General features: G+C 70.2%; 23 protein-coding genes. 21 read left to right on the top strand and 2 right to left on the bottom strand.

Features of this window, described 5'->3' with window-relative positions; genetic code table 11:
• Position 1 precedes the first annotated feature (1 nt).
• Both J2X09_RS03725 and J2X09_RS03730 read left to right on the top strand, forming a co-directional pair.
• Positions 2-1,018, top strand: coding sequence for a DUF7146 domain-containing protein (locus J2X09_RS03725; protein ID WP_059400284.1), 1,017 nt, complete (start codon positions 2-4; stop codon positions 1,016-1,018).
• Positions 1,019-1,330: 312 nt separating this feature from the next.
• Entirely contained in the window at positions 1,331-2,392 is a 1,062-nt protein-coding gene (locus J2X09_RS03730) for a DUF932 domain-containing protein (protein ID WP_059400283.1), read from the top strand.
• A gap of 76 nt (positions 2,393-2,468) precedes the next feature.
• Here J2X09_RS03730 and J2X09_RS03735 read toward each other — a convergent pair whose 3' ends face one another.
• A complete protein-coding gene (locus J2X09_RS03735) occupies positions 2,469-3,212 on the bottom strand; it encodes a S24 family peptidase (RefSeq protein WP_092939577.1) in 744 nt (247 codons plus the stop codon).
• Between the two features lie 281 nt (positions 3,213-3,493).
• Between J2X09_RS03735 and J2X09_RS03740 the strand changes: the two genes are divergently transcribed.
• From J2X09_RS03740 to J2X09_RS03760, 5 genes are all read left to right on the top strand, one after another.
• Entirely contained in the window at positions 3,494-3,826 is a 333-nt protein-coding gene (locus J2X09_RS03740; RefSeq protein WP_059400281.1) for a hypothetical protein, read from the top strand.
• Positions 3,827-3,833: 7 nt separating this feature from the next.
• Positions 3,834-4,481: a FlhC family transcriptional regulator gene (locus J2X09_RS03745; protein WP_059400280.1), complete on the top strand. Its 648-nt coding sequence runs from the start codon at positions 3,834-3,836 to the stop codon at positions 4,479-4,481.
• A 96-nt stretch (positions 4,482-4,577) separates the two neighbouring features.
• Entirely contained in the window at positions 4,578-6,407 is a 1,830-nt protein-coding gene (gene mobH / locus J2X09_RS03750; RefSeq protein ID WP_082136756.1) for a MobH family relaxase, read from the top strand.
• A gap of 1 nt (position 6,408) precedes the next feature.
• Positions 6,409-8,307 (top strand): conjugative transfer system coupling protein TraD, encoded by a 1,899-nt coding sequence (gene traD, locus J2X09_RS03755; protein WP_059400278.1) that lies wholly within the window; start codon positions 6,409-6,411, stop codon positions 8,305-8,307.
• Positions 8,304-8,927: an IncC plasmid conjugative DNA transfer DtrJ family protein gene (locus J2X09_RS03760; protein ID WP_059400277.1), complete on the top strand. Its 624-nt coding sequence runs from the start codon at positions 8,304-8,306 to the stop codon at positions 8,925-8,927. The genes traD and J2X09_RS03760 overlap by 4 nt, the downstream gene beginning before the upstream one ends.
• A 43-nt stretch (positions 8,928-8,970) precedes the next feature.
• Here J2X09_RS03760 and J2X09_RS03765 read toward each other — a convergent pair whose 3' ends face one another.
• Positions 8,971-9,321 (bottom strand): H-NS histone family protein, encoded by a 351-nt coding sequence (locus J2X09_RS03765; protein ID WP_059400276.1) that lies wholly within the window; start codon positions 9,319-9,321, stop codon positions 8,971-8,973.
• Between the two features lie 241 nt (positions 9,322-9,562).
• Between J2X09_RS03765 and J2X09_RS03770 the strand changes: the two genes are divergently transcribed.
• The 14 genes from J2X09_RS03770 (at position 9,563) to J2X09_RS03835 (ending at position 20,983) form a co-directional block, all read left to right on the top strand.
• Positions 9,563-10,072, top strand: a complete 510-nt coding sequence (locus J2X09_RS03770; RefSeq protein WP_059400442.1) for a hypothetical protein — start codon at positions 9,563-9,565, stop codon at positions 10,070-10,072.
• Positions 10,073-10,238: 166 nt separating this feature from the next.
• A complete protein-coding gene (locus J2X09_RS03775) occupies positions 10,239-10,850 on the top strand; it encodes a lytic transglycosylase domain-containing protein (protein ID WP_082136755.1) in 612 nt (203 codons plus the stop codon).
• Entirely contained in the window at positions 10,847-11,668 is an 822-nt protein-coding gene (locus J2X09_RS03780; RefSeq protein ID WP_082136754.1) for an OmpA family protein, read from the top strand. Before J2X09_RS03775 ends, J2X09_RS03780 begins: the two co-directional genes overlap by 4 nt.
• A gap of 196 nt (positions 11,669-11,864) precedes the next feature.
• A complete protein-coding gene (locus J2X09_RS03785) occupies positions 11,865-12,227 on the top strand; it encodes a hypothetical protein (RefSeq protein WP_059400274.1) in 363 nt (120 codons plus the stop codon).
• Positions 12,228-12,257: 30 nt separating this feature from the next.
• Positions 12,258-12,557 (top strand): type IV conjugative transfer system protein TraL, encoded by a 300-nt coding sequence (gene traL / locus J2X09_RS03790; RefSeq protein WP_059400273.1) that lies wholly within the window; start codon positions 12,258-12,260, stop codon positions 12,555-12,557.
• Positions 12,558-12,570: 13 nt separating this feature from the next.
• The gene (gene traE, locus J2X09_RS03795) at positions 12,571-13,137 is read left to right on the top strand and encodes a type IV conjugative transfer system protein TraE (protein ID WP_059400272.1); all 567 of its coding nucleotides are present in this window, start codon (positions 12,571-12,573) and stop codon (positions 13,135-13,137) included.
• Positions 13,124-14,128 carry a type-F conjugative transfer system secretin TraK gene (locus J2X09_RS03800; RefSeq protein WP_059400271.1) on the top strand — a complete coding sequence of 335 codons (1,005 nt, stop codon included), beginning with the start codon at positions 13,124-13,126 and terminating at the stop codon, positions 14,126-14,128. The genes traE and J2X09_RS03800 overlap by 14 nt, the downstream gene beginning before the upstream one ends.
• Positions 14,125-15,546 carry a TraB/VirB10 family protein gene (locus J2X09_RS03805; RefSeq protein ID WP_059400270.1) on the top strand — a complete coding sequence of 474 codons (1,422 nt, stop codon included), beginning with the start codon at positions 14,125-14,127 and terminating at the stop codon, positions 15,544-15,546. Before J2X09_RS03800 ends, J2X09_RS03805 begins: the two co-directional genes overlap by 4 nt.
• Positions 15,530-16,378: a DsbC family protein gene (locus J2X09_RS03810; RefSeq protein ID WP_059400269.1), complete on the top strand. Its 849-nt coding sequence runs from the start codon at positions 15,530-15,532 to the stop codon at positions 16,376-16,378. Before J2X09_RS03805 ends, J2X09_RS03810 begins: the two co-directional genes overlap by 17 nt.
• A 62-nt stretch (positions 16,379-16,440) precedes the next feature.
• Complete coding sequence (locus J2X09_RS03815) at positions 16,441-17,046, top strand: TraV family lipoprotein (RefSeq protein WP_246867535.1); 606 nt, start codon at positions 16,441-16,443, stop codon at positions 17,044-17,046.
• Positions 17,047-17,053: 7 nt separating this feature from the next.
• Entirely contained in the window at positions 17,054-19,636 is a 2,583-nt protein-coding gene (gene traC / locus J2X09_RS03820; RefSeq protein ID WP_059400267.1) for a type IV secretion system protein TraC, read from the top strand.
• Positions 19,633-19,986 (top strand): hypothetical protein, encoded by a 354-nt coding sequence (locus J2X09_RS03825; RefSeq protein ID WP_059400266.1) that lies wholly within the window; start codon positions 19,633-19,635, stop codon positions 19,984-19,986. Before traC ends, J2X09_RS03825 begins: the two co-directional genes overlap by 4 nt.
• A complete protein-coding gene (gene traF, locus J2X09_RS03830) occupies positions 19,983-20,570 on the top strand; it encodes a conjugative transfer signal peptidase TraF (RefSeq protein ID WP_162015737.1) in 588 nt (195 codons plus the stop codon). Before J2X09_RS03825 ends, traF begins: the two co-directional genes overlap by 4 nt.
• Before the next feature lie 11 nt (positions 20,571-20,581).
• Entirely contained in the window at positions 20,582-20,983 is a 402-nt protein-coding gene (locus J2X09_RS03835; RefSeq protein WP_059400264.1) for a hypothetical protein, read from the top strand.
• The last annotated feature ends 12 nt before the right edge of the window (positions 20,984-20,995 follow it).

Here is a 20,995-nt window from a genome sequence, read left to right on the forward strand (position 1 = left end):
CATGACGGAGACGGAATACGAGCTGCGCATCGAGGACGTCAAGGCACGCGCCCACGGCCGCTGGGACGAGATCCTGCGCTGCCTGGGCGTGGACGAGCGCATCCTCAAGCACAAGAACCTGCCGTGCCCCCTGTGCGGCGGCACGGACCGGTTCCAGTACACGGACCGATACGGCGAAGGCAACTACCACTGCCGCAACCGGGATTCTTGCGGGCCGGGCGGTGGCTTCAAGCTGCTGCAGGCTCTCAAAGGCTGGGACTTCGTCACCACGCTCAAGAAGGTCAACGAGTGCGTCGGCGGCCTGCCCGCCGCGACCGCGTCCCACGCGCAGCCGGCCGGCGCCGAGCGCATGCTGCTGCTCGCGCGCCGCATCTGGGACGAAGGCCTGCAGATCCGGCGGGGCGACGAGGTGGACCGCTATCTCTGCGGCCGCGGGCTCGGGATGGACGTCTATCCGAGCGCGCTGCGCTACCACCCGCGCCTGGGCTACTACGAGCGCGGTGCCGACGGCAAGACCCGCCGCGTGGCCGAGTACGCCGCGATGCTCGCGCGCATCGACGGGCCGGACGGCCAGCTGGTGTCGCTGCACCGCACCTACCTGAGCGGCGGGCGCAAGGCGGCCCTGCCCGATGCCAAGAAGGTCCTGACCGCGGGCATCAACGGCGCGGCCATCCGCCTGTTCGAGCCCACGGAGGTGCTCGGCCTCACCGAGGGCATCGAGAACGCGATCGCGGTGCACCTGCTCAAGGACATCCCGGTCTGGCCCGGCCTGAGCGCGGGCAACCTGGAGAGGATCTGGCTGCCGGACACCGTGCGGCGGGTGCTGATCTTCGGCGACAACGACGCTGACGCCGACTTCGACGGGGAGGCCAGTTCCTACTTCCTGGCGCGCCGCCTGCGCAAGGAGGCACGGCACGGCCCCGCGCGCGAGGTCGAGGTCCACATCCCGCGCAAGCCGGGCGCCGACTGGGCCGAGGTCTGGTGGTCCATCGTGCAAAAGATGAGACGCGCCGCGTGACGGCGGGGTCCCGGCGAAGGCGCCGCCTTCCCGGGCCATCCCGGACGGGTCCGACCGGAGGTCGGACCCGCCTTCTCGGTGACTTTCGCCACAGGCGAGGTCAGCGACAAGGCATTGGAGCATCTCCCGGAGCATCGCTCCGCTGGTAGCTGCCAGACCAAGCCGCGCATCGCGCGGCGAAGGCAGCCCTGGAGTTGGCACGCGGCATCCGTCGCGCGCACCGTGAAGCGGCGAACGCCGCTTCGTTCACCACCCCGCGGGGACCGTTCCCCGAGGGGAGGCGCGTCCCCGCATTTGTCTTTGGAGATTCAAATGCGCAATGGACGAACCCTCGAGGAGCTTGCTCGCGAACTGACGCGCCAGCTCGAGACCAAGAAGGACCTGGTGCTGCCCCCGTCGGCGATGCGGCACGAGACCGACGGACAGGGCGAGACGCGCCTGGTCATCGACCATCCCGATGGCGGCCGCTTCGCCGTCACCGAGCTCGCGCGCCGCCAACTGGCCGGCAAGCTGAACATTCCCTATGCGTACTTCGAGCGCATGCGCACGGAGCAGCAGGACCTGCTGGATCGCAACGTCAACACCTGGCTGCAGTGCGACGAAGGACACAAGATGGTGCGAACCCTGGATGGCCAGGCCCGCGCCTTCCTGTCCGACCGCTACCGGCGGTTGGACAACTACGACCTGGCCAACGCGGTGATCCCGATCCTGGGCGGCCTGCCCGACGTGCGCTTCGAGTCGATGGAGCTCACGCCCACGAGGATGTACATCAAGGTCGTGGTTCCGCCGCTGGCCTACACGATGGCACCCGGCGACATCGTGCAGGCGGGCATCGCGATCACCAACTCCGAGGTCGGGCACGGCACGCTGTCGGTGCAGCCGCTGCTGTACCGCGTCCTGTGCAGCAACGGGCTGATCGTTCCCGAGCGCGCGCTGCGCAAGACCCACATCGGGCGGGCACTGGGCGCGGAGGACAATGCCGTCCAGGTCTACAAGGAAGACACGCTCCTCGCAGACGACCGGGCGTTCTTCCTCAAGGTGCGCGACGTCATCCAGGACGTGGTGGCCGAAACGACCTTCCTGGAAGCGGCCCGCAAGATGCAACGGACCCAGGGCATCCAGCTGCGCGGCGACCCCGCAAAGAGCGTGCAGGTGCTGGCCAACCGCTACGAGCTCAGCGATGGGGAGCGCGCCGGCGTGCTGCGCCATCTGGTCAGCGGCGGCGAGCTCTCCGGCTACGGGCTGGTGAATGCCGTGACGCACTTCAGCCAGGAGATCCCGGACTACGACCGGGCCACCGTGTTCGAGGAACTGGGGGGCAAGCTCATCGAGCTGCCGGCCCGCGAGTGGGAAGGCCTCGCCGCAGCAAGCTGAACCGCAGCGGCGCACGGGCATGGCCCCATCCCCGGCCCCGGGGATGGGGCCCCTCGCCGCAGTCGGCGGTGTGCGGTCAGCGCGGCGCCTGCCGCGCCGAGCCCCTCCAGAACTTGCGGACCTGGATGACGCCCTCGACCCGTCCGAGCACCTTGAGCTGACGCCGGGTGCTTTCGGCGGCGTCCTTGATGACCGTCTCCGGATACCGGGTGTTGGCACAGCCCAGCACCAGGCCCGTGCCCGGCCGGTATTCGAGCGTGCGCACGAGTTCGCGCCCGTCGCAGGCGATCAGATAGTTCCCGTTGCCGCGGAACTCGGTGACCGCGAAATCGACGAACAGCGTGTCGCCATCTGCGATGTCCGGCTCCATATCGTCGCCGTGCATCCGCCTGGCGCAGCAGCCATACATCTGGTCGCGCACCTCGCTCGCCACATCCTGCACCCACTCCTCCGGCTCGCCGTCCGGCGCGGCGGCGGGTTCCGTCGGGGCCAGGGCCTGGCGCAGGGACCGCTTCTCGCCCAGCAGCCCCAACAGCCACGAGGGGTCGCCGTCCATGCCCGTGCACAGCAGCTTGAAAGAGGCGAGGTCCGGCAATCCCGGCGCCGTGCAGTCGATCCAGCGGCGCGTGGTCTGGTAGGCCCGGCCGGTGATCTCCGCCAGGTGCACGGCCTGCTTGTGCCCTTCCGGGATCCGGGCATCGCGCAGGCGCTCTAGCAGCCGGGCCTTCAGGCTGACGGACAGCGCCGCGTCCTCGTCGGCGCGCCCATCCGCTGCCTGCACTTCCAGTTCCCGGGATTTGGTCCTCGATGTCTTGTTCATTTCGCTCTTTGCCATGCCACCCAGCTTTGCCACGATTTCGTGACCGTCAACCGCTCCATCGTCCGCCGCCACCCCGAATCTGCCGGTTTCCAGGCCACATCGGTACCTGTCGAAACAATTTAGAGCAATTTCTATTGAAAAAATCACACTTCAGAGCATAAGCTCTAACCTGCCTGCACGCGCATGCAGGCGGAACCTGGCGCGAACCTGCCTGCAGCCAATCGGCGCCGAGCACGGCACGTCACCTCGCCCCCAGGGGGCACACCAAGGAGGAGGTACCCATGGTCGCCATCGATCTCTCGGAGGTCCAGCTTTCCAACCTCACGCTCTTGCTGACGATGCGCGACAGCATCAGCCGCGACCCCACCCTGGCCTGCGGGCTGTTTGGACTGCGCGAGCCCGACGCCCGATACCTCGCCTCACTGTCCAGCACACAGATTCTCGCCATCGTGGCCAACGTTGGCAACGAGACCCTGTTCGCTCCGCGCGCCGACCTGTTCACCCTTCTGCGCTCGCCCCTGCCACTCGCCGGCGCCCTCTGCGCCGTCCATCCGCCTGCGCCGATCCTGCCCGCTGCTCCGGTGGCGGCCGCCGAGCAGGCGCCCTGCATGTGACTGCGACATGGTGCCGCCGCCCCCCTTGCCGACCGCTCCGGTACGCCACGCGGAGCGCCAGCTCCAGCGGCTCGGGCTCGCCAGGGAATGCGCGCAGCTCGGCGCGCGCCTGCGCACGATCGAGATCGTGAGCGGACTCCACCAGCGCCAGATCCTGCGCCTGCTCCATGCCGACCACTGCGTGCCGCCGCGCGGGCGCTCGCCCGAGACGCCGGAGTGGTACCACGGCGGCACGCTGCTGGACCGCACGGAGGCATCGGTCTTCGCAAGCCTCTACCGGCGCCTGCGCGGCCTCGACTTCGACCCGGCCCAGGCGTTGCTGGGCGCGTACCGCCACTATCGCGGCATCTGCCGGCGCACGCCCCGGCTCAGCTTCGATCGGGCTTTCGACCTGGCGCGGCACCTCGACGGCATCTGGAATGCCAAGGAGGTCTGCTTCTCCCTGGTCACCTGTGCCGTCTGCGGCAGCGAACACCTTGCCGAGGCGGGCGCCGCCGCGCACGCGGCCGGCAACTGCCCCTTCTGCAAGCTGATGGTCCGCTTTCCCCGCGACCCGCGGGTGCAGATGAGCTTTCCCACGCCACCGCTGCCGGACCCGGCCTGCCTGCAGTGGCGCCTCGCTCCGAACGCACGGCTGCACACCTCGCGCGACTGACCCTGCCGCGGCGGATCCGCCCGCGCGCCCACCTCGCCGGTTGCCGGCACCACCCCCGTACAGAGGAAGGACACGCACACGGACGGAGGACCGGCCATGCAGCCCGTCGACGCATTTCCACCAAGAGAAGCCCCTGCGGGGCAGCCCGGCGATGCCGCGCCGGAGAGTCCCGCAGCCGTGCCACCGCAGGCGCCAGCCGCCTTCGCCTACCCCGCGGTGGATCCGGGCTTCCCGGCGCTTGGACTCGACGAACTGCTGGCGGCGCACGCGAATCTGCTGTCGCGCATCAAGATCTGCTACGGCACCGATCGCCCGACCTTCGAGCGCGATGTGCTGCCGCTCGTGCGCCGCTATGCGGCGTTCGTGCACCTACTGCCAGCCACGCCCGCCAACTACTTCAATGTGCCGGGCGGCCTTCTGCAAGTGGGACTGGAAACGGCCTTCTTCGCGCTCCAGGGAACGGACGCACACATCTTCTCGGGCCGGGCCACGATCACGACGCGCCGGCACCTGGAGCCGCGCTGGCGCCTGGCCACGTTCATCGCAGGCCTGTGCGCTGAAGTCCACCGCACGCTGGGCCAGGTGATCGTGACCGACCACGCGGGCAGCGAGTGGCAGCCCTATCTGCTCGGCCTGCACCCGTGGCTGTCGCAGCATGCCGTGACGCGCTACTACCTCAAGTGGATCCCGAACGCCCCCGACAGCCCCGGCCTCTCGCTGTTCGTCCTGCCCCAGATCGTGCCGGTGGAGACGCTGCAGCATCTGGCCCAGGGCAACACGGTGGTGGTCCCGCACATGATGGCAAGCCTGTCGGGGATGCCGCTGTACCGCGAGCACAACATCCTGGCCGAGCTGGTCCGCCGCTCCGCGGCCCTGGTCATCGACCGGTTCCTCAAGGCCAGCGCCGACCGCTACGGCAAGCCCCAGCTCGGATCGCACCTGGAGCGCTATCTCGTGGATGCGCTGCGCCGCCTCGTTGCGACCCATCCCGCCTGGCTGCCGAACAGCGAGCGTTCCCGCGTCTGGTACGGCCGCGACGGGCTGTTCCTCGTCTGGCCGAACGCGGCCGCTGACGTCCGCAAGCTGCTCGAAGCCGACCAACTGCCAGGCGTCCCGAAGGCGCCCGAGACGATGCTGGAGGTGCTGCTCGGCGCAGGCGTCTTCGAAACGCGCGCCGACGGCAAGCCGCTCTGGACGATCGCGCCCCCCGGCGCCAAGACACCGCTGGAAGCGGTCAAGCTCGCCGCGGCCGCTGCCGTGCTGGCCGGCCTCGAACCCAGGCCCGAACCGCTGGCAGACGCGCTCGCCGCCGAGCTCGGGGCCGCCCCGGAGGGCAGTGCCGCGCCCACGCCCACGCCCACGCCCGCGCATTCCCGCGCGCCCGGCCCGCTACCCGCGGCGTCTCCAAGGGCCGAGCCGCACCAGCTCGAGTTGCCGGTCAGCGCCCTCGGCGCCGCAGGCCCAGGGACGCCAGCGCCCGAGACCGGCGAACGGGCGGCGGACACCGGGGGCCCCCAGTCGACCGTCCAGGGCGCATCTGCGAGCGACGCCTCCTCCGCGGCGCAAGCGGACCCTCCCGTCGCGCCCTCCCTGGCCTTGCACGCCCCGATGCGCCTGGCTCCGCACGTGCGCGCGGCCCTCGTCGACATCGTCGACGCCCTGAACACCGGCAGCGCCGCTCCGATGGCCGCAGCGACGCCCGCCGGCCTGTTCGTGGCGCTCGCGGAATTCGAACGCCGACATGTCGAGCCGTCGCTGGCGCTGCGCGCGCTGCGCGAAGCACGCATGCTGGCGGGCGGCGGCGACGGACCGGCGCCCACCTCGACCTGGGTGTTCGGCGGCGAGGCATGCCTGGGCCTGACCATCGCGCCGCCCTTCGTCTCGGGAATGGAGCCCGCGGCGGACGCAGGCAGCGGGAATCGCTGAGATGCTCGTACGCCGCTACGAGATGCCCTGGCGGCGCGCCTACGAGGGCTATGCGTGCCTGGCGTGGTACCTGGCGTTCGCCGTGACCCTGTTCGAGGCCGCGGTACGGGCGCTGCCATGGCTGCTGGCGGCGCCGATGGCGATCGCCTGCCTTCTCGCCGCGCTTGCCAGAACGGCGCAGGCCCTGCGCGTGCTCGTCGTCCGTGCTTCCCTTTCCGGCCACGCGATGGAAGTCATCGTCCCCGCCCAGCTGGAAAGGCTGCTCGCAGGACCCGACAGCGTCTACATCGGCCAGGGCTTCGAGTGGCAGCCTGTCCATTCCCAACGCCTGTACGAACTCGCGAAGATCGACTACCGGGACTATCTGGTCCCGCCCGCCCTGCTGAAGCTGCTGGGATACCGCGTCGATCCCCAGCCGGACGCCGAGATCGGCCTGCCGTACATCCACGGCGTCGAGCCGCAGGAGCGGCCGCTGTACCGGCCACTGCAGAACATGGAGGGGGGCACCCTGCTCGTCGGGACGACGCAGGCCGGCAAAGGCGTCGCGCTCGCCAACCTCATCACCCAGGCGGTGCGGCGCGGCGATGTCGTCATCGTCATCGACCCCAAGAACAGCCACCGCCTCAAGCGCGTCGTCAAATGGGCCTGCGAGCGCTATCGCGAGCCCGACACCTTCCTGGAATTCCATCCCGCCTTCCCCGAGACGGGGATTCGCATCGACTTCACCTTCAACTGGCAAAAGCCCAGCGAGGTCGCCTCCCGCATCCAGTCCATCATGCCGCCGGACACGGCCGGTGCCTTCAGCGCCTTCGGCTGGGACGCAGTGAACGTGGTCGTCCAGGGCCTCGTGGAGTTGGAGGAGCGCCCCAACCTGCTCAAGCTCACGCGCTACATCGAGGGCGGCATCGAGCCGATCCTGGAGGCAACGCTGCGCCGGCACTATGCCGCCATGCTGGGGCCCGGCTGGCGCGAAGTGCCCGAGATGAAGAAGCTGCTGCACGACGCGCAGCGCGGGAACATCCGCCGTCCCTCCGAGGCATCGAGCAACGAACTGCTCGGGCTTGTCTCGTACTACGAGCACCATGTCCCGGAGGCGCAGCGCACGAAGACCATCGACGCGCAGGTGCGGACCTTCAGGCACGACCGCGAGCACTACCAGAAGATCACGGCCAACCTGCTGCCGGTGCTGTCCATGCTCACCTCGGGCGACCTCGGCAAGACCCTCTCGCCCGATCCCTTCGATGCCGACGACACGCGCCCCATCATGAACCTCGAGAAGATCGAGCAGGCGGGCCACGTGCTGTACATGTGCGTGGACTCGCTGCCCGATCCCTCCGTGGCGTCGGCGATCGGAGCGCTCGCGCTCGCGGACCTCGCCGCGCGCGCCGGCATGCGCTACAACCTGGGCGCCTACCGGCGCATCTCGCTGTTCGTGGACGAAGTCTCCAACGTGATCAACCTCCCCCTGATCGAGATTCTCAACAAGGGCGCCGAGGGAGGCATCTACACCACCTGCGCGATGCAGACGCTGGCGGACCTGGCGCGGCGCCTCGGGAGCGAGGACGCGGCGCGCATGGTGCTCGGCAACCTCAACAATCTGATCGCGCTGCGCACCAAGGACGGCCCGACCCAGGAGTTCGTGGTCGAGACCTTCGGCCGCACGGCCATCCATACCGTTCGTGTCGGCCTCAACCACGGTGCCGACGCACACCTCGGCGACTTCTCGTCGTCCTACTCGACGCAGATCACCGAGACCCAGGAAGAAGCCGTGCCGGCGGACATCCTGGGCAAGCTGCCCAATCTGCACTACTTCGCATCCGTCTCCGGCGGCAGGCGCATCAAGGGGCGCTTCCAGATCATCGACCCCGACCACGGGCGCGGTAGCGCACGGCCATCATGATCCGCGTCGTCACCATCGCCTCGCTGACGGCACTGTTGCTGCTGGTCCTGTACCTGCCCTCAGCACAGCCGCCCGAGCGCTTCATGCAGCAGCTACGCCAGGAGCATCAGCAAAACAGCGACTTCTGGGGAGCCGACACGGCCGAGCGCATGCTGGACAGGATGATGGAGCTGCAGGCCGATGCCGCCGCCGCCTCGCCGGTTCCCGCCGCGTCAAGCGCCCCCGCGCACACGGGCGTGGACCAGGCCGTCGGGCGGGAGATGGCGCGGGTGAACCAGCGGCTGTTCAACAACCCTTACTTCCGCTCCATCGACGCGCTGCTCGTTCTGGCCTCCTACCGCCTCGCGATGCTGCTGGAGTGGCTGCCCAAGTACTGGCTCCTCGCGTTGGCGCTGGCCACCGACGCCTTCCTCGAGCGCGCCGTCAAGTCCAGGGAGTTCCGGCAGCACGACCCGGAGATGTTCGCCCTGTGCGTGAGCGCCGCGATCTTCACGCTGTGCGCGAGCGTGCTGGCGATGGTCTGGCCCTGGACGCTGCATCCGGCCGCCTGGGCCGCAGCGCCCGTTCTGGTGTGCGCCCTGGCCACCCGCGCGATCGCGCACTTCCACCGCCGGTCATGACCGGCGGATGCGCAGCCGAAGTCCAGCACCGTTCCTCCAGGCCTCAGACCGCGAAGTCCTCCAGCACCTTGCCCTGCTCCAGGGCATCGCGCAGCCAGCGCGGACGCGGCCCGCGGCCGGTCCAGGCATTGCCCTTGTCGTCCCGGTATTTCGCTGCCAGCGCCTTGCGCTTGTCCGGCGCCTTCTTCGCGGTGCCGGCGACCTGGGCCTTGACGTTCGGGCGTTGCCCACCGAACTTGAGATCGCTGGGGCGCAGGCCATAGTGCGCTATCGCTTCATTGATGCGCGCCACGACCTCCGCGACCTCCTTCTTGCGCAGGTCCTGCGCTTCCTTCTGGAGCAACTCGATCTCTTTGGTGATGTCGGCATAGGTGCGTGCAGCGTTCTTGGCCATGTAGAGCGTTCCCAGTCAGGTTGTGATGTGCCAATGCTAGCGGCTCTCTCGCGCAAGCCCAGGGCTGGCGCGGCGCCAAGGCAACGTCCGAGCGCGCTTGCCGAGAGCTGTCGCCGAAATCCCCCCCATATCCATCGCATTCCAGGGCGACAGCATGGACCGCCGCCCGTACGCTCATGGCACCGAGTTGTGTTCGATGCGGCCGCGGTCCCAGGACCGCGCCAACGCTCAGGAGATCGAGATGGACCATGCCCTGTCATCGCGCGACGAACCGATCCAGCACCGCCCTGCCAACCCGCAGGCGCCCGCCGACACCATAGTCGAGGCGAGGCTGTGGCTCGAGGAATACGCGTGGCTGTACAGCATCCTCAAGAGTGCGGCGAACGTCTGCCCCACCTTCCGCTTCCCCGATCTGATCAGCGCCGCCGTCTCGTTGAGCCTGGCCAATTCGGCAGACCAGCAGGAGGTCTTCCGGTTCCTGGGCACCCAGCTGGTCCTGCGTCCTCCCACCACGGCGCGCCGGCGCGAATCGATGTGGCGCGCGCAGTACGAGCAGTTGCGCGAGCTGCAGCGCTCACCGGCGAACCGCCATCCGAACCCGAACTTCCAGCTCGACCAGCTCACCACCGCCTGCGTCGCGCAGGCACGCCGCATCGATGAAAGCGGCGCCCGACTTCTGCGCCAGGCCCGGTTGAACATGGCCGAGCGCGCGAGCGGGGCCTCGGCCCACGCCGCACACGCAGAGCGCTGACCCCGCGCCACCGACCCCGACCGGCTGCGCGACCCGCCGCCGGCCCGACCCTCCGCCAGGCTGCACCGCCGCATCCTGACCACCCGCATCCGACCTTGCCCGGCCCCGCCGGTCGCGCCTCCGCCTCCGGTTCCCGGGGCGCGGACCGCCATCCATGGGACAAGTCATGCGATCTCTACCGTTCATCGCCGCACTCTTGCTGCACGCCGCGCCGGGCACGGCGAGCGCGTGCTGGGACGTCGCGGCGCAACGCTACGGCATCTCCGCCCACCTTCTCTATGCCGTGGCCCGCGTCGAGTCCGGGCTCAATCCGCGCGCGGTCAACAACACGCACCAGGCACGCACCGGCACGCGGGACATCGGGCTGATGCAGATCAACAGCTCGCACCTCCCGAAGCTCGCGCGCCATGGGATCACCGAGGCGCATCTGTACGACCCCTGCACCAACCTGCAGGTCGGCGCCTGGCTGCTCGCCGATGCGTTCGCGCGCCACGGCGTCACGTGGAACGCGGTAGGCGCCTACAACGCCGCGTGCTCGCAACTCAAGGGCGAGGCATGCGCCCGGGCCCGTTCGGAGTATGCGTGGAAGGTCTACCGCCGGCTGCCGCAGACACCGGCCGCCATGCCGGCTGCCGCCGTCGCTGCGCAATCGTCCCCGTCCCGCGGTCCCGCCGCTGGCGGCACGCGCACGGGCACAGGCACGGCGGTCGCAGCGGCGGCCCGCCCGGCGGCCTCCGTGCGCTACCACGTGCGGATCAGCCCGAGGGTGGCGCCATGAGGTGCGGGACCTGGATCGCCGGCTGCATGGGCGCACTCGCGCTCTGCGCCTGCGCCCTGCTGCGTCCGCCGGCAGCCCCCTCGGCGGCGGCGCCGGCCGCGGCCGCACCGCACACGGGTGCGCTGCGCATCGCGCAGGCGGAAAGCGGCCCCCGGATGGACACAGCCCGCTTCGCACCGTTCGTGCTGTGCAGCGACGACGCGTGCCCCCGCGTCACGCCCAAGACCCTTGCGCAGGCTGCTCCCGCACGGCAACACGATGCCGAGCAAGGCCCGAGGCCGGCATCGCTTGCGCCCCTCGCCTCGCCGGAGACGCCGCGCAAAGCTTCCGCGCAGCAAGCTCCCGCATCGAAGGGTCACGAGGCCGGCACCGCGGTCCCGGCCACGCCGCAGCCGTCCCCCGCATCTCCCGACAGACCGGATGAGCCCGAAGGCGCAGCCAGGCCGCAGCGGCGCGGCGACATCGCCGTGACCGTGCGTTTCCCGTTCGGCGACGCACGGCTGAACGAGGCGGCCAGGGCGCAGTTGGACACCGCTGCCGGCCAGGCCTCGGAGGCCGGAGCGCTGCACCGGCTTCGCATCGTCGGCAGAACCGACAGCGCCGGACCCCAGGCCGTGAACGACGCGCTGGCAATGGCGCGCGCCCGCGCAGTGCGCGACCACCTGCGCCACCGCCTCCCGCGCTGGCCGGCGGCCGTGGACATCGAGGCCGCCGGAGCGTGCTGCTACGCCGCGAGCAACGACACCGCGCAAGGCCGCTTCGCGAACCGGCGCGTCGAGATCACGCTCTCGGCATCCGATCCGGAGGACGCCCCATGAGGACGCGCCCTACGGACGCCATCCGGACGCTGCCGGCCCCCGGCGGCCTTCGCCCGGATCCACCCGAAGAGCCCGCGGGCTCCACCGCGCCGCGCCGCAGCGGCTCCACCTCCGGCAGCTACCGGCGGCCCGAGCGCCTCCGGCCCGCCATCCGGCCGTCCCGTCCCTCAGTCCTTCATTTCCAAAGGAGTTCTTCATGAGCATCGCCATCCTCTCCGCCCCCGCACCGGCCGCCCGGCGCTCGTCCGCGCGCAAGCTGATCGCCTTCGTCTGTCTGCTGGCGCTCGCCATCGCGGGACTGGCGCTCGCGTTCCCGAGCCATGCACTCGACCTGGTGGCCTTCACGGGCATCACCGGGCCGCTCACCAGCGCATTGACGCAGATCGCGGAACTCGGCCCCGGCATCAAGGCGCTCGTGGGCTTCGTCGGCTTCGTGGTCGCGCTGATCTCGCTGTCGGCGCTGCGCAACTTCGGCCCCGTCCTTTTTTATGTCGGCCTGGCCATTTTCGCGGCGGTCGGCTTGGTGATCGCCGGCGCGATCATGGGCGCGGTCGTCTGAGCCCCGGCGCACCCGATTCCGGAGGCCCCCATGCAAGCGGACACCTACATCCCGCGGCGTCTCGACGACAGCTGGAAGCTGGGCTTCTGGGACGTGGACGTCGCCGCGCCCATCGTGTTCATGTTCTTCGTCGGCTACCTGTCGTCGAGCAAGGTGGCGTTCGCGGTCTGCATGGCCGCCGGGTTCGCCATCTCGCGCTGGATATCGCGCCTCAAGGCGGACAAGCACCCCGCGTTCGCCCTCCACTGGCTCTACTGGCACCTGCCGACCAACCCGGCGACGTCGATGCGCGTGACGCCGCCGTCCCATCTCCGCCGGATGGTCGGCTGAGCCGAGGCGCACCATGGACTTCGAGCGACTCAGCGGCGACCTCAAGGAGCTACGCCGGCGCAACCGGGGACTGGGCCTGGCCGTGGGCGCGCTGGCCGCGGGCTTGTTCGTCGCGCTCATCGTCATCCTCCAGCTCCTGGGGACGGTGCGCACCGTGGTCGTTCCACCGTCGCTGAGCAAGACCTTCTGGGTCACGGCCGACCAGGCATCGAGCGAGTACCTCGAGCAGATGGGCAGCTTCGTCGCCTGGCTGATCCTGGACGTCACCCCCAGCTCCATCGACTGGAAGAAGGACATCCTGCTCGGCTACGTCGACCCGGCGCAATACGGCGCGCTCAAGGCGCGCCAGGAAGTCGAGGCGGAGCGCCTCAAGCGCATCAACGCCGCGACGGCATTCGCGCCGCAGCAGCTCGTGGCCAGCGAGGAAGCGCAGTCGCTGGTCGTGCGCGGACGCCTGCGCACCCTCGTGAACGGCTACGAGACCGCCAACGAACTCAAGGCCTACCGCATCGACTTCGGTCATGCCGGCGCTCGCATGCACGTCATCGGATTCAAGGAGGTGCCCTATGCGGTCAAGTGACACCGCGCGCACGCCACTGCGCCTGCCCGTGGCCCGCCGCGCCGTCGGCGGCGCAGGCCCGGCCGCGCGCGCCGCAACCGCGCCAGCACGCGTGCCCTTGCCGCCGACACGCGAGCGCTGGAAGCGACTGCCTCCCGCCGCGCGGCGGATCCTCCTCGTCACGGCCCTGTCCTTCGGGCTGCATGCCCATGCGCTGCAGGTCGTCGAGGCGAGCGACGGCGTCGCCGCCGAGGCCATCGTGTCGTTGAAGGAGCCCACGCGCATCCGCATCGAGGGCACGCCGATCACCGACGTGTTCGGCAACATCCATTCCAGCCATTGCGGCGGCCCGCCGATGCCCGCTTCCGCACCGCCAGCCTCGCCCGGCTCGCCCTCCGCCACGCCCGGACTCTCCCCCGCGGGTGCGTTCTCATCGCCCGCGGTCAATCCGGCCGGGGAGGTCATCGTCGAGTGCGATCGCGACAAGGGCGAAATCTACATCCGCCCGGTCGGCGATGCGGCCCAGCCGATCAACCTCTTCGTGGCCTCGGCCTCCGCCACCTACACCTTGCTGCTGCGCCGCTCGGACACGCCCGCAGACACCATCGTCATCCGCGACAAGACGCCGCGCGCGCTGCGCCCGGCCGCCGCCGAGGCCGCCCCCTCGGGCCCCGCGCCCAGCCACGTGCGCGCGATGAAGGCGCTGCTGGTGGCCATGGCGTCCGACCGCGTGCCGCCGGACGTCCGGGTCGAGGAGCGCTCCCGCCCGGTCCAGCTCTGGGCCGAGGCACGCCTCACGCTGCTGCGCCAGTACGAGGGCCGGGGCCTGACCGGCGAGAAGTACCTGCTCCAGAACGTCAGCGCGGCGCCGATGGTGCTGGCCGAGCAGGAATTCGACCGCCCCGACAGCCGCGCCGGCGGCGAGACCGTCGGCGTGGCGATCGAGCACCACAGCCTGCGGCCGGGCGAGAGCACCAGCGTCTACGTGATCCGGCGGGGAGGCGAACGATGAACGCGCCCTCCATGCCCCCGGGCGGCCGCCCGCCCGGCTACGCCGTGCGCGGACTGATGGACCGCTTCTCGCCGCGCCAGCGGCAGTACGCCCTGCTGGGCGCAATCCTCGCGGCCGGCATCGGACTGCTCTGGCTGATCTTCAGCTTCGCCGGGCCGGGGCCGCAGCCGCGCGGCGGCAGCGCTCCCCAGGTGCAGCCAGGCGACGTCACCAACATCGGCGTGCTGCCGCCGGGCGCGCAGGTCAACCCGCTCGACCAGTGGGTCGGCACCGCGGGCCGCAAGCTCGCGCAGTACGAGACCGAGCGCGACGAGCAGAACCGGCTCAACAAGGAGCGCCAGGCCTTCGAGGGGCGGACGATGCAGCGCTTCGCGGAGTTGGAGAAGCGCCTGACCGCGAACCAGCAGCCCCCGGCCGCGCCCCCTCCTGCGCCACCCGCGCCGCCGCCACCGCCGCCCGCGCCGGCGAGCCCGGTCGCCATGCCGCCTGCTGCGAGCCTGCCGCCGCCCCCGGCGCCGTCGGCTGCGGGGGCAGGCGCGATGCCCGCCGGCGCGCCCAGCCTGCAGCCGCCCACGCCTCCCGTGCCTCCCACGCCGACCATCTCGCGCGTCACTCTGGTGGACCGGTCCCGCGCGGTGGCCACCGGCAGCGGGGATGGACAGGCTGCCCGAGACGGCGCGCCAGGCGCGTCCTCCAGCACGCAGAAGACCGTCTCGACCTTCCTGCCCGTGAGCTTCACGCGGGGAATCCTGCTCGGAGGCCTGGACGCACCCACGGGCGGACAGTCGCAGAGCAACCCGCATCCCGTGCTGATCCGTCTCTCGGACAACTCGGTGCTTCCCAACCGGTTCCGTGGCGAGTACCGCGAGTGCTTCGTGGTCGCCGCCGGCTACGGCGACATCAGCTCCGAGCGCGCGTACCTGCGCACCGAGAACCTGTCCTGCGTGCGCGCCGACGGCGCGACGCTGGAGGTGCGCATCCAGGGCAGCGTCTACGGCGAGGACGGCAAGGTCGGCATGCGCGGCCGCCTCGTGACCAAGCAAGGGCAGATGCTCGCCAACGCCCTGCTGGCAGGTGTGGTCAGCGGCATCGGCCAGGGACTGTCCACCGCCAACACCACCTACAGCACCTCGGCCCTGGGGACGATCGCCAGCGCCGACAGCAACGCGGACGCCTACCGCGCTGGACTGGGCCAGGGCGTGGGCAAGGCGCTGGACCGCCTCGCCCAGTACTACATCAAGCTGGCCGAGAACACCTTCCCCGTCATCGAGGTGGACGCCGGCCGCCAGATCGACGTGGTGATCACCAAGGGCGTGCGCATCGACGTGCCGATGACCGCCATGGCCGGGCCCACCGCCGGCCCCTCCCCCTCCCCCGAAACCCGCTACCTGGAGGCCACCGATGATGGCAACTACTGAACCCGTGCGCCTGCGCCGCTCGCGCACCGCCGCATTGCTTTTTGAGGCCGCACTGTGTGCGGCGCTGCTCGCCGCCCTGCCGGCCGGCAACGCCGCGACGCCCGAGGAGGCCCGGCTCCTCGCTGCGCTGCGCAAGGCGCACCCCGGCACGCAGTTCACCGAGGTGTCGCGTACCGACGTCGAAGGGCTCTACGAGGTCTGGATGAACGGCAACGTCGCCTATGTGCCGGCGGCCAACCCGCGCTTCTTCGTCTTCGGCCGCCTCTTCGACACGCAAGACATGCGCGACATCACGGGCCCGCGGATCGCGCAGCGCAGCACCGGCCCGGGCGGGCCGTCCGAGCCGGTGTCTCGAACGGTGGCAACCGTCTCCCTGGAGCAGCTGCCGCTGGCCGACGCGATCCGGACGGTGCACGGGAACGGGGGGCGCAAGGTCGCGGTCTTCAGCGATCCCAACTGCATCTATTGCAAGCAGCTCGAGCCCGAGCTCGCCAGCATCGACGACGTCACGGTCTACACCTTTCTCCTGCCCTTCCAGGGCGAGGCCCGTCCGATCGCGATCTGGTGCGCCGCCGACCGCGAGCGCGCCTGGCGCCAGTGGATGCTGCAGGCGGACGCCAGCCTGCTGCGGTCCGACGCGCACTGCGACCACCCCATCGGGCGCAACCTCGAGCTGGCCCGCCGCCTGGGCGTGCAGGGTACGCCGACGCTGATCTGGGCCGACGGCATCCGCACGGACGGCTACATCGGGCGCACCGCGCTGGAGGCCAGGTTCGCGGAGGCCGCGAAGGTGGCCGGTACGAAGTCCGGCACGGCGGGCGCACGGCCATGAGGACCCGGCCGCTGCACCTCGGTGCGTTCGCCGCGCTGATCCCCCTGGCCGGGTGCGTCAACATGTCGGGGCTTAGTGGCGGATCCAAGTACGCCTGCGCGGCCCCCGATGGGGTGGCCTGCGAGTCGGTGTCGGGAACCTACGTCAACGCCCTGCACGAGAACCTGCCGAGCCAGCGGGCCTCCGCCACCGCGCCGGGCGAGCCGTCCACCTCCCGCGCCAAGGCCAGGGCTCCTGACGCTGTCCCGGCCGCCGCCGCACCGCCCCGCCAACCATTCGCGGCCGCCGCGCCCGCGATCGACGCCGCCGGCGGCGTGCCCGGCATGGCGCTGCGATCCGAGGCGCGGGTGCTGCGGCTGTGGACCAAGCCGTGGGAGGATGCGGACGGCGACCTCTGGGACCAGGGCTTCGTCTACGTCCAGGTCGATGCCGGTCGCTGGCAGATCGACCACGTGCGCCAGCGCATCCGCGACCAGTACGCGCCGCTGCGCCCCCCGCCCGCCGTGCCCGCAACCCCCTCCGGCACCACCGAGCCGGGTGCCGGGCCGATACCCGCGGAGGCCGGGCCGGCGGGCGCCGCAGAGAGCGCGCTGCAACGCCCCGCGCCGTTCAATTCCTTCCCGCTGCTGCGCCCACCGCCGGCCGGCACGGGGCCACGACCGCAGTGAGGCCGCCATGCGCCTGCCTTCCACCGAAGCACGTCACGGCGAACGCCACGCCGCCCCCCTGTTTCCCTTCGGGATGCCGGCCGACATCCCGGCCGAGCAGTTCGCGAGCTGGCTGCCCTATTCCGCCTACCTGGCCGAGGAGAAGATCTTCGTCAATCGCGAAGGGATGGGCTTCCTTCTCGAGGTGATGCCGCAGTCGGGCGCCGACGAGCGCATGTCCGAGGTGCTGGTCTCGCTGTACGCCAACTGCCCGCCCGGCACCGGCCTGCAGTTCCACCTGTTCGCCTCGCCGCACATCCGCCAGCAGCTGCGCCAGTACACCAACCTGCGTATCGAGGACGAGGACCAGGCCGAGAAGGCGCGGCCCTTTGGCCGGCCGGTGCCCAACGAGAACCTGTTCCGCAGGCTCGCGCGCCAGCGCGTGCAGCACCTGCTGCGCGGCACGAAGGCCTCGCTCACCGCAGGCTTCCACTACACCTTGCGGGACTTCCGGCTCATGCTGAGCGTGTCCTTCCCGGGCAGCGCCGCGGACCTCAACCGCCGCGACGCGCTGCTGACGCTGCGCGACTCGATGGCCGCGACCCTGCGCTCGGCCATGCTGCCCAACCGCGTGTGCGACGCGGCCGACCTGATCAACTGGTGCGCCCTGTTCACCAACCCGGACCGGATCGCCCATTCGGACGCCGAGGACCTGAACGCCGACGACGACCGCTGGCTGCATTACGACGACGGGCGCGAGATCCGCGACCAGATCGTGGACTTCGACACCGTCCAGGATCCGCATCCGTCGGGCATCACGTTCTGGAAGGGCACGAGCGAGGAAATGCTGGAAGCGCGCTTCTACTCCATCAAGTCGTTCCCCGAGCGGTTCGCGTTGTGGCAGATGGGTTCGCTCATTGGTGACCTGATGCAGCCGGCCCTGCAGTACAGCGCGCCGTTCCTGATCACGCTGGGGGTGCACATCCTCGATCCGAACGTCACTAAGTCGGTGGTCACGGCGAACCACGTGCGCGCCACGCAGAACGCCAAGAGCAGGATGGCCGACGTGATGCCGGATGTGAGGAAGAAGCTCGACGACTGGTCCGCGGCGGCCAATGCGCTGGACACCGGCGGCAATCTCGTGAGCCTGTACCACCAGCTCGCGATCTTCACCCAGCCGGACAAGGCCGCCTCGGCGCACGAGGCAGCCAATGCGATCTGGCGCGCGCGCGGATTCCAGCTCAACGCCGACGCCTACATGCACCGCCAGGCCCTGCTCGCGAGCCTGCCCATGACGCTGACGCCGCGCATGCACAAGGACCTGTCCAAGATGCGCCGCGTCACGCGCAAGACCATGGCCAACGCGATCCACATGGCGCCGTTGATCGCGGAATGGCGCGGCACCCGCACCCCGGCCCTGGTGTTCGGCGGCCGGCGCGGCCAGATCATGACGCTGGACCTCTTCGACAACGATCTCGGCAACTACAACTTCGCGATCATCGGCGCGCCGGGCAGCGGCAAGTCCGTGCTGATGAACGAGCTCGCGTGGTCCTACCGCGCGATTGGCGCCAAGGTCTGGATGCTGGACCTCGGGCGCAGCTTCGAGAAGCTCTGCCGCAAGGCCAAGGGAACGTACATCGAATTCCGGCCCGATGTGGACATCTGCCTGAACCCGTTCACCATCGTGCACGACATCAACGAGGACATCGACATGCTGGTGCCGGGCATCAGCAAGATGTGCTCGATGCAGCATTCGCTGGACGAGGTCCAGCGCAAGGCCATCTCGGCCATGATCCTCAAGCTCTGGCGCGAGCACGGCAGGGACCTCACGATCACGGGCCTGCGCGACGCCTTCAAGACCGGGACCATCGAGGAGCTGGGCGTCCGGGGAGATCCGCGCATCCGGGATCTCGCCATCATGCTCAATCCCTATGCCAAGGGTGGGCAGTACGAGCGCTTCTTCGAGGGCCGGGCCAACGTCGATTTCAGCAACGATTTCATCGTCATCGAGAATGAGGAACTCAAGCGCCGCCCGGACCTGCACGCGGTCGTCAACATCCTCCTGCTGCACCAGATCACGGGGGAGATGTACCTCACGCGCAACCGGCGCAAGGTGCTCTTCATCGATGAGCTGAAGCAGCAGTTGGGCGACATCGGCGCCGACGACCCGATCAAGGCCGCTGTGGTCGAGGAGGCAGCCCGGCGTGCGCGCAAGTATGGCGGCGCCCTCGGCACGGCCACGCAGAGCGCCGACGATTACTACGGGTCGGCCCAGATGGAGGCGGCGTTCGCCTGCTCGGACTGGGTCTTCCTGCTGCGCCAGAAGCCCGAATCGATCGAGATGCTGGACCGCAAGGCCCGCCTGTCGATGGACGAGCCCAAGAAGCGCCTGCTCAACTCGCTGCGCACCGAGGCCGGCGCGTTCTCGGAGGTCTACATCTCCTCGCCCGTCGGCGAAGGGGTGGCGCGCAACATCCTGGACCCGGCCACGCACCTTCTGTTCTCGAACAAGCTGGAGGACAACGCCCCCATCGACGCACTGCGCGCCCAGGGCCTGTCGATCGACGAGGCGATCACCGAGCTGCTGCGCCAGCGGGGGCATGCGCTATGAAGGCCGTTTTGCTGCATGCACTGGTCGCTGCGCTGCTGCTCGCCGCGGGTCTCGCCGCCTACGACCGCTGGGTGCTGCGCCCCGCCCTGGTGGTGGGCGTGGTGGATCTCTCCGAGGTCTACCGCACGAAGGAAGCCGAATTCACGCAGTTGCTCACCAGCGGCGGCACAGAGGCCGAGCGCGAAAGGGCGCTCGCGCTCGCGCGCCGCTTCTCGCAGCGGCTGCCCGCGGCGCTGGACGAGCTGCCTCGCGAATGCGGCTGCCTGGTGGTGATCAAGAGCGCGATCGCGGGAGCGCCGAACAGCCGCGACCTGACGCCGGCATTGCGCCGGAAGGTGGAACAGCCATGACCGTGGACACCGTCTCCGATGACGCAGCACTGGCGCCGGGCTGGTGGCGCCAGCGCACCCGATCCTTCATCGACTTCCTGCGCCACATGCGCCGGCGCTGGTACCTCTACCTGCCGGTGTTCGCGGTCTGGGGTTTCGCCTACGTGCGCCTGTTCTTGGACCCGACGCCGCGCGTGCCCCTGCTCGTCAACTGGACGCCGAGCCTGCCGTACCACGTGGCACTCAGGCAGTTCCACCAGCAGCCCATACGGCGCGGCGACCTGATTGTGTTCGCGTTCGCGGGCGAGGCTCAGGCGCACTACCGGGGCCTGCGCGGCCAGCCGTTCTTCAAGCGCGTGCGGGGCCTGCCCGGCGACATCGTGACGGTCTCCGACCGCACGGTCTTCGTCAACGGCGAGGCCGTGGGCCGGGCCAAGACCCACGCCTACGACGGGCACCCGCTCGCGCCCATCGCGCCGGTGGTCATTCCTCCGGGCCACTACTACGTGCAGGGCATCGGCCTCCACAGTTTCGACTCGCGCTACGCCGAGAGTGGCCTGGTGCGCGACGAGCAGGTGGTAGGCGTCGTGATGCCGATCTTCTGAGGAACCGGACCATGCCTCCCGCATTCCACACTGTCCATCGCGCCAACCTGATCGCGCTGCTGGCCGTGATGGGCTTGGCCGCAAGCGCCGCGCCCGCCCAAACCAGCCCGGCGTTCGGTCCGCTCGGCGCATCCACCGTGGCCACCGCCCAGGGCGACATGCCGATCACCGACTACCTCGGCCTGCTGCGGCAGATCGCTCCGTCGGCCGAACAGGGCGCACGCACCTACATCGCGGCCGTGCAACTGCGCTGCGGCCGCGCGCCGACCACGGCAGAACTGCGCCAGGCCATCTCCGAAGGCGAGGGACACCCGGCGCTCATGGGCCTGATGCGCGCTGCCCAGCTGCAGGACAAGGCCGCGCGCGACCGGCTGGTGGCCCAGGTCCCCTGCCCTCGTGGAGCCGGGCGATGAGACCCGGCGGCT

Source organism: Hydrogenophaga laconesensis, from assembly GCF_031457235.1.
GTDB classification, from domain to species: domain Bacteria; phylum Pseudomonadota; class Gammaproteobacteria; order Burkholderiales; family Burkholderiaceae_C; genus Hydrogenophaga; species Hydrogenophaga laconesensis.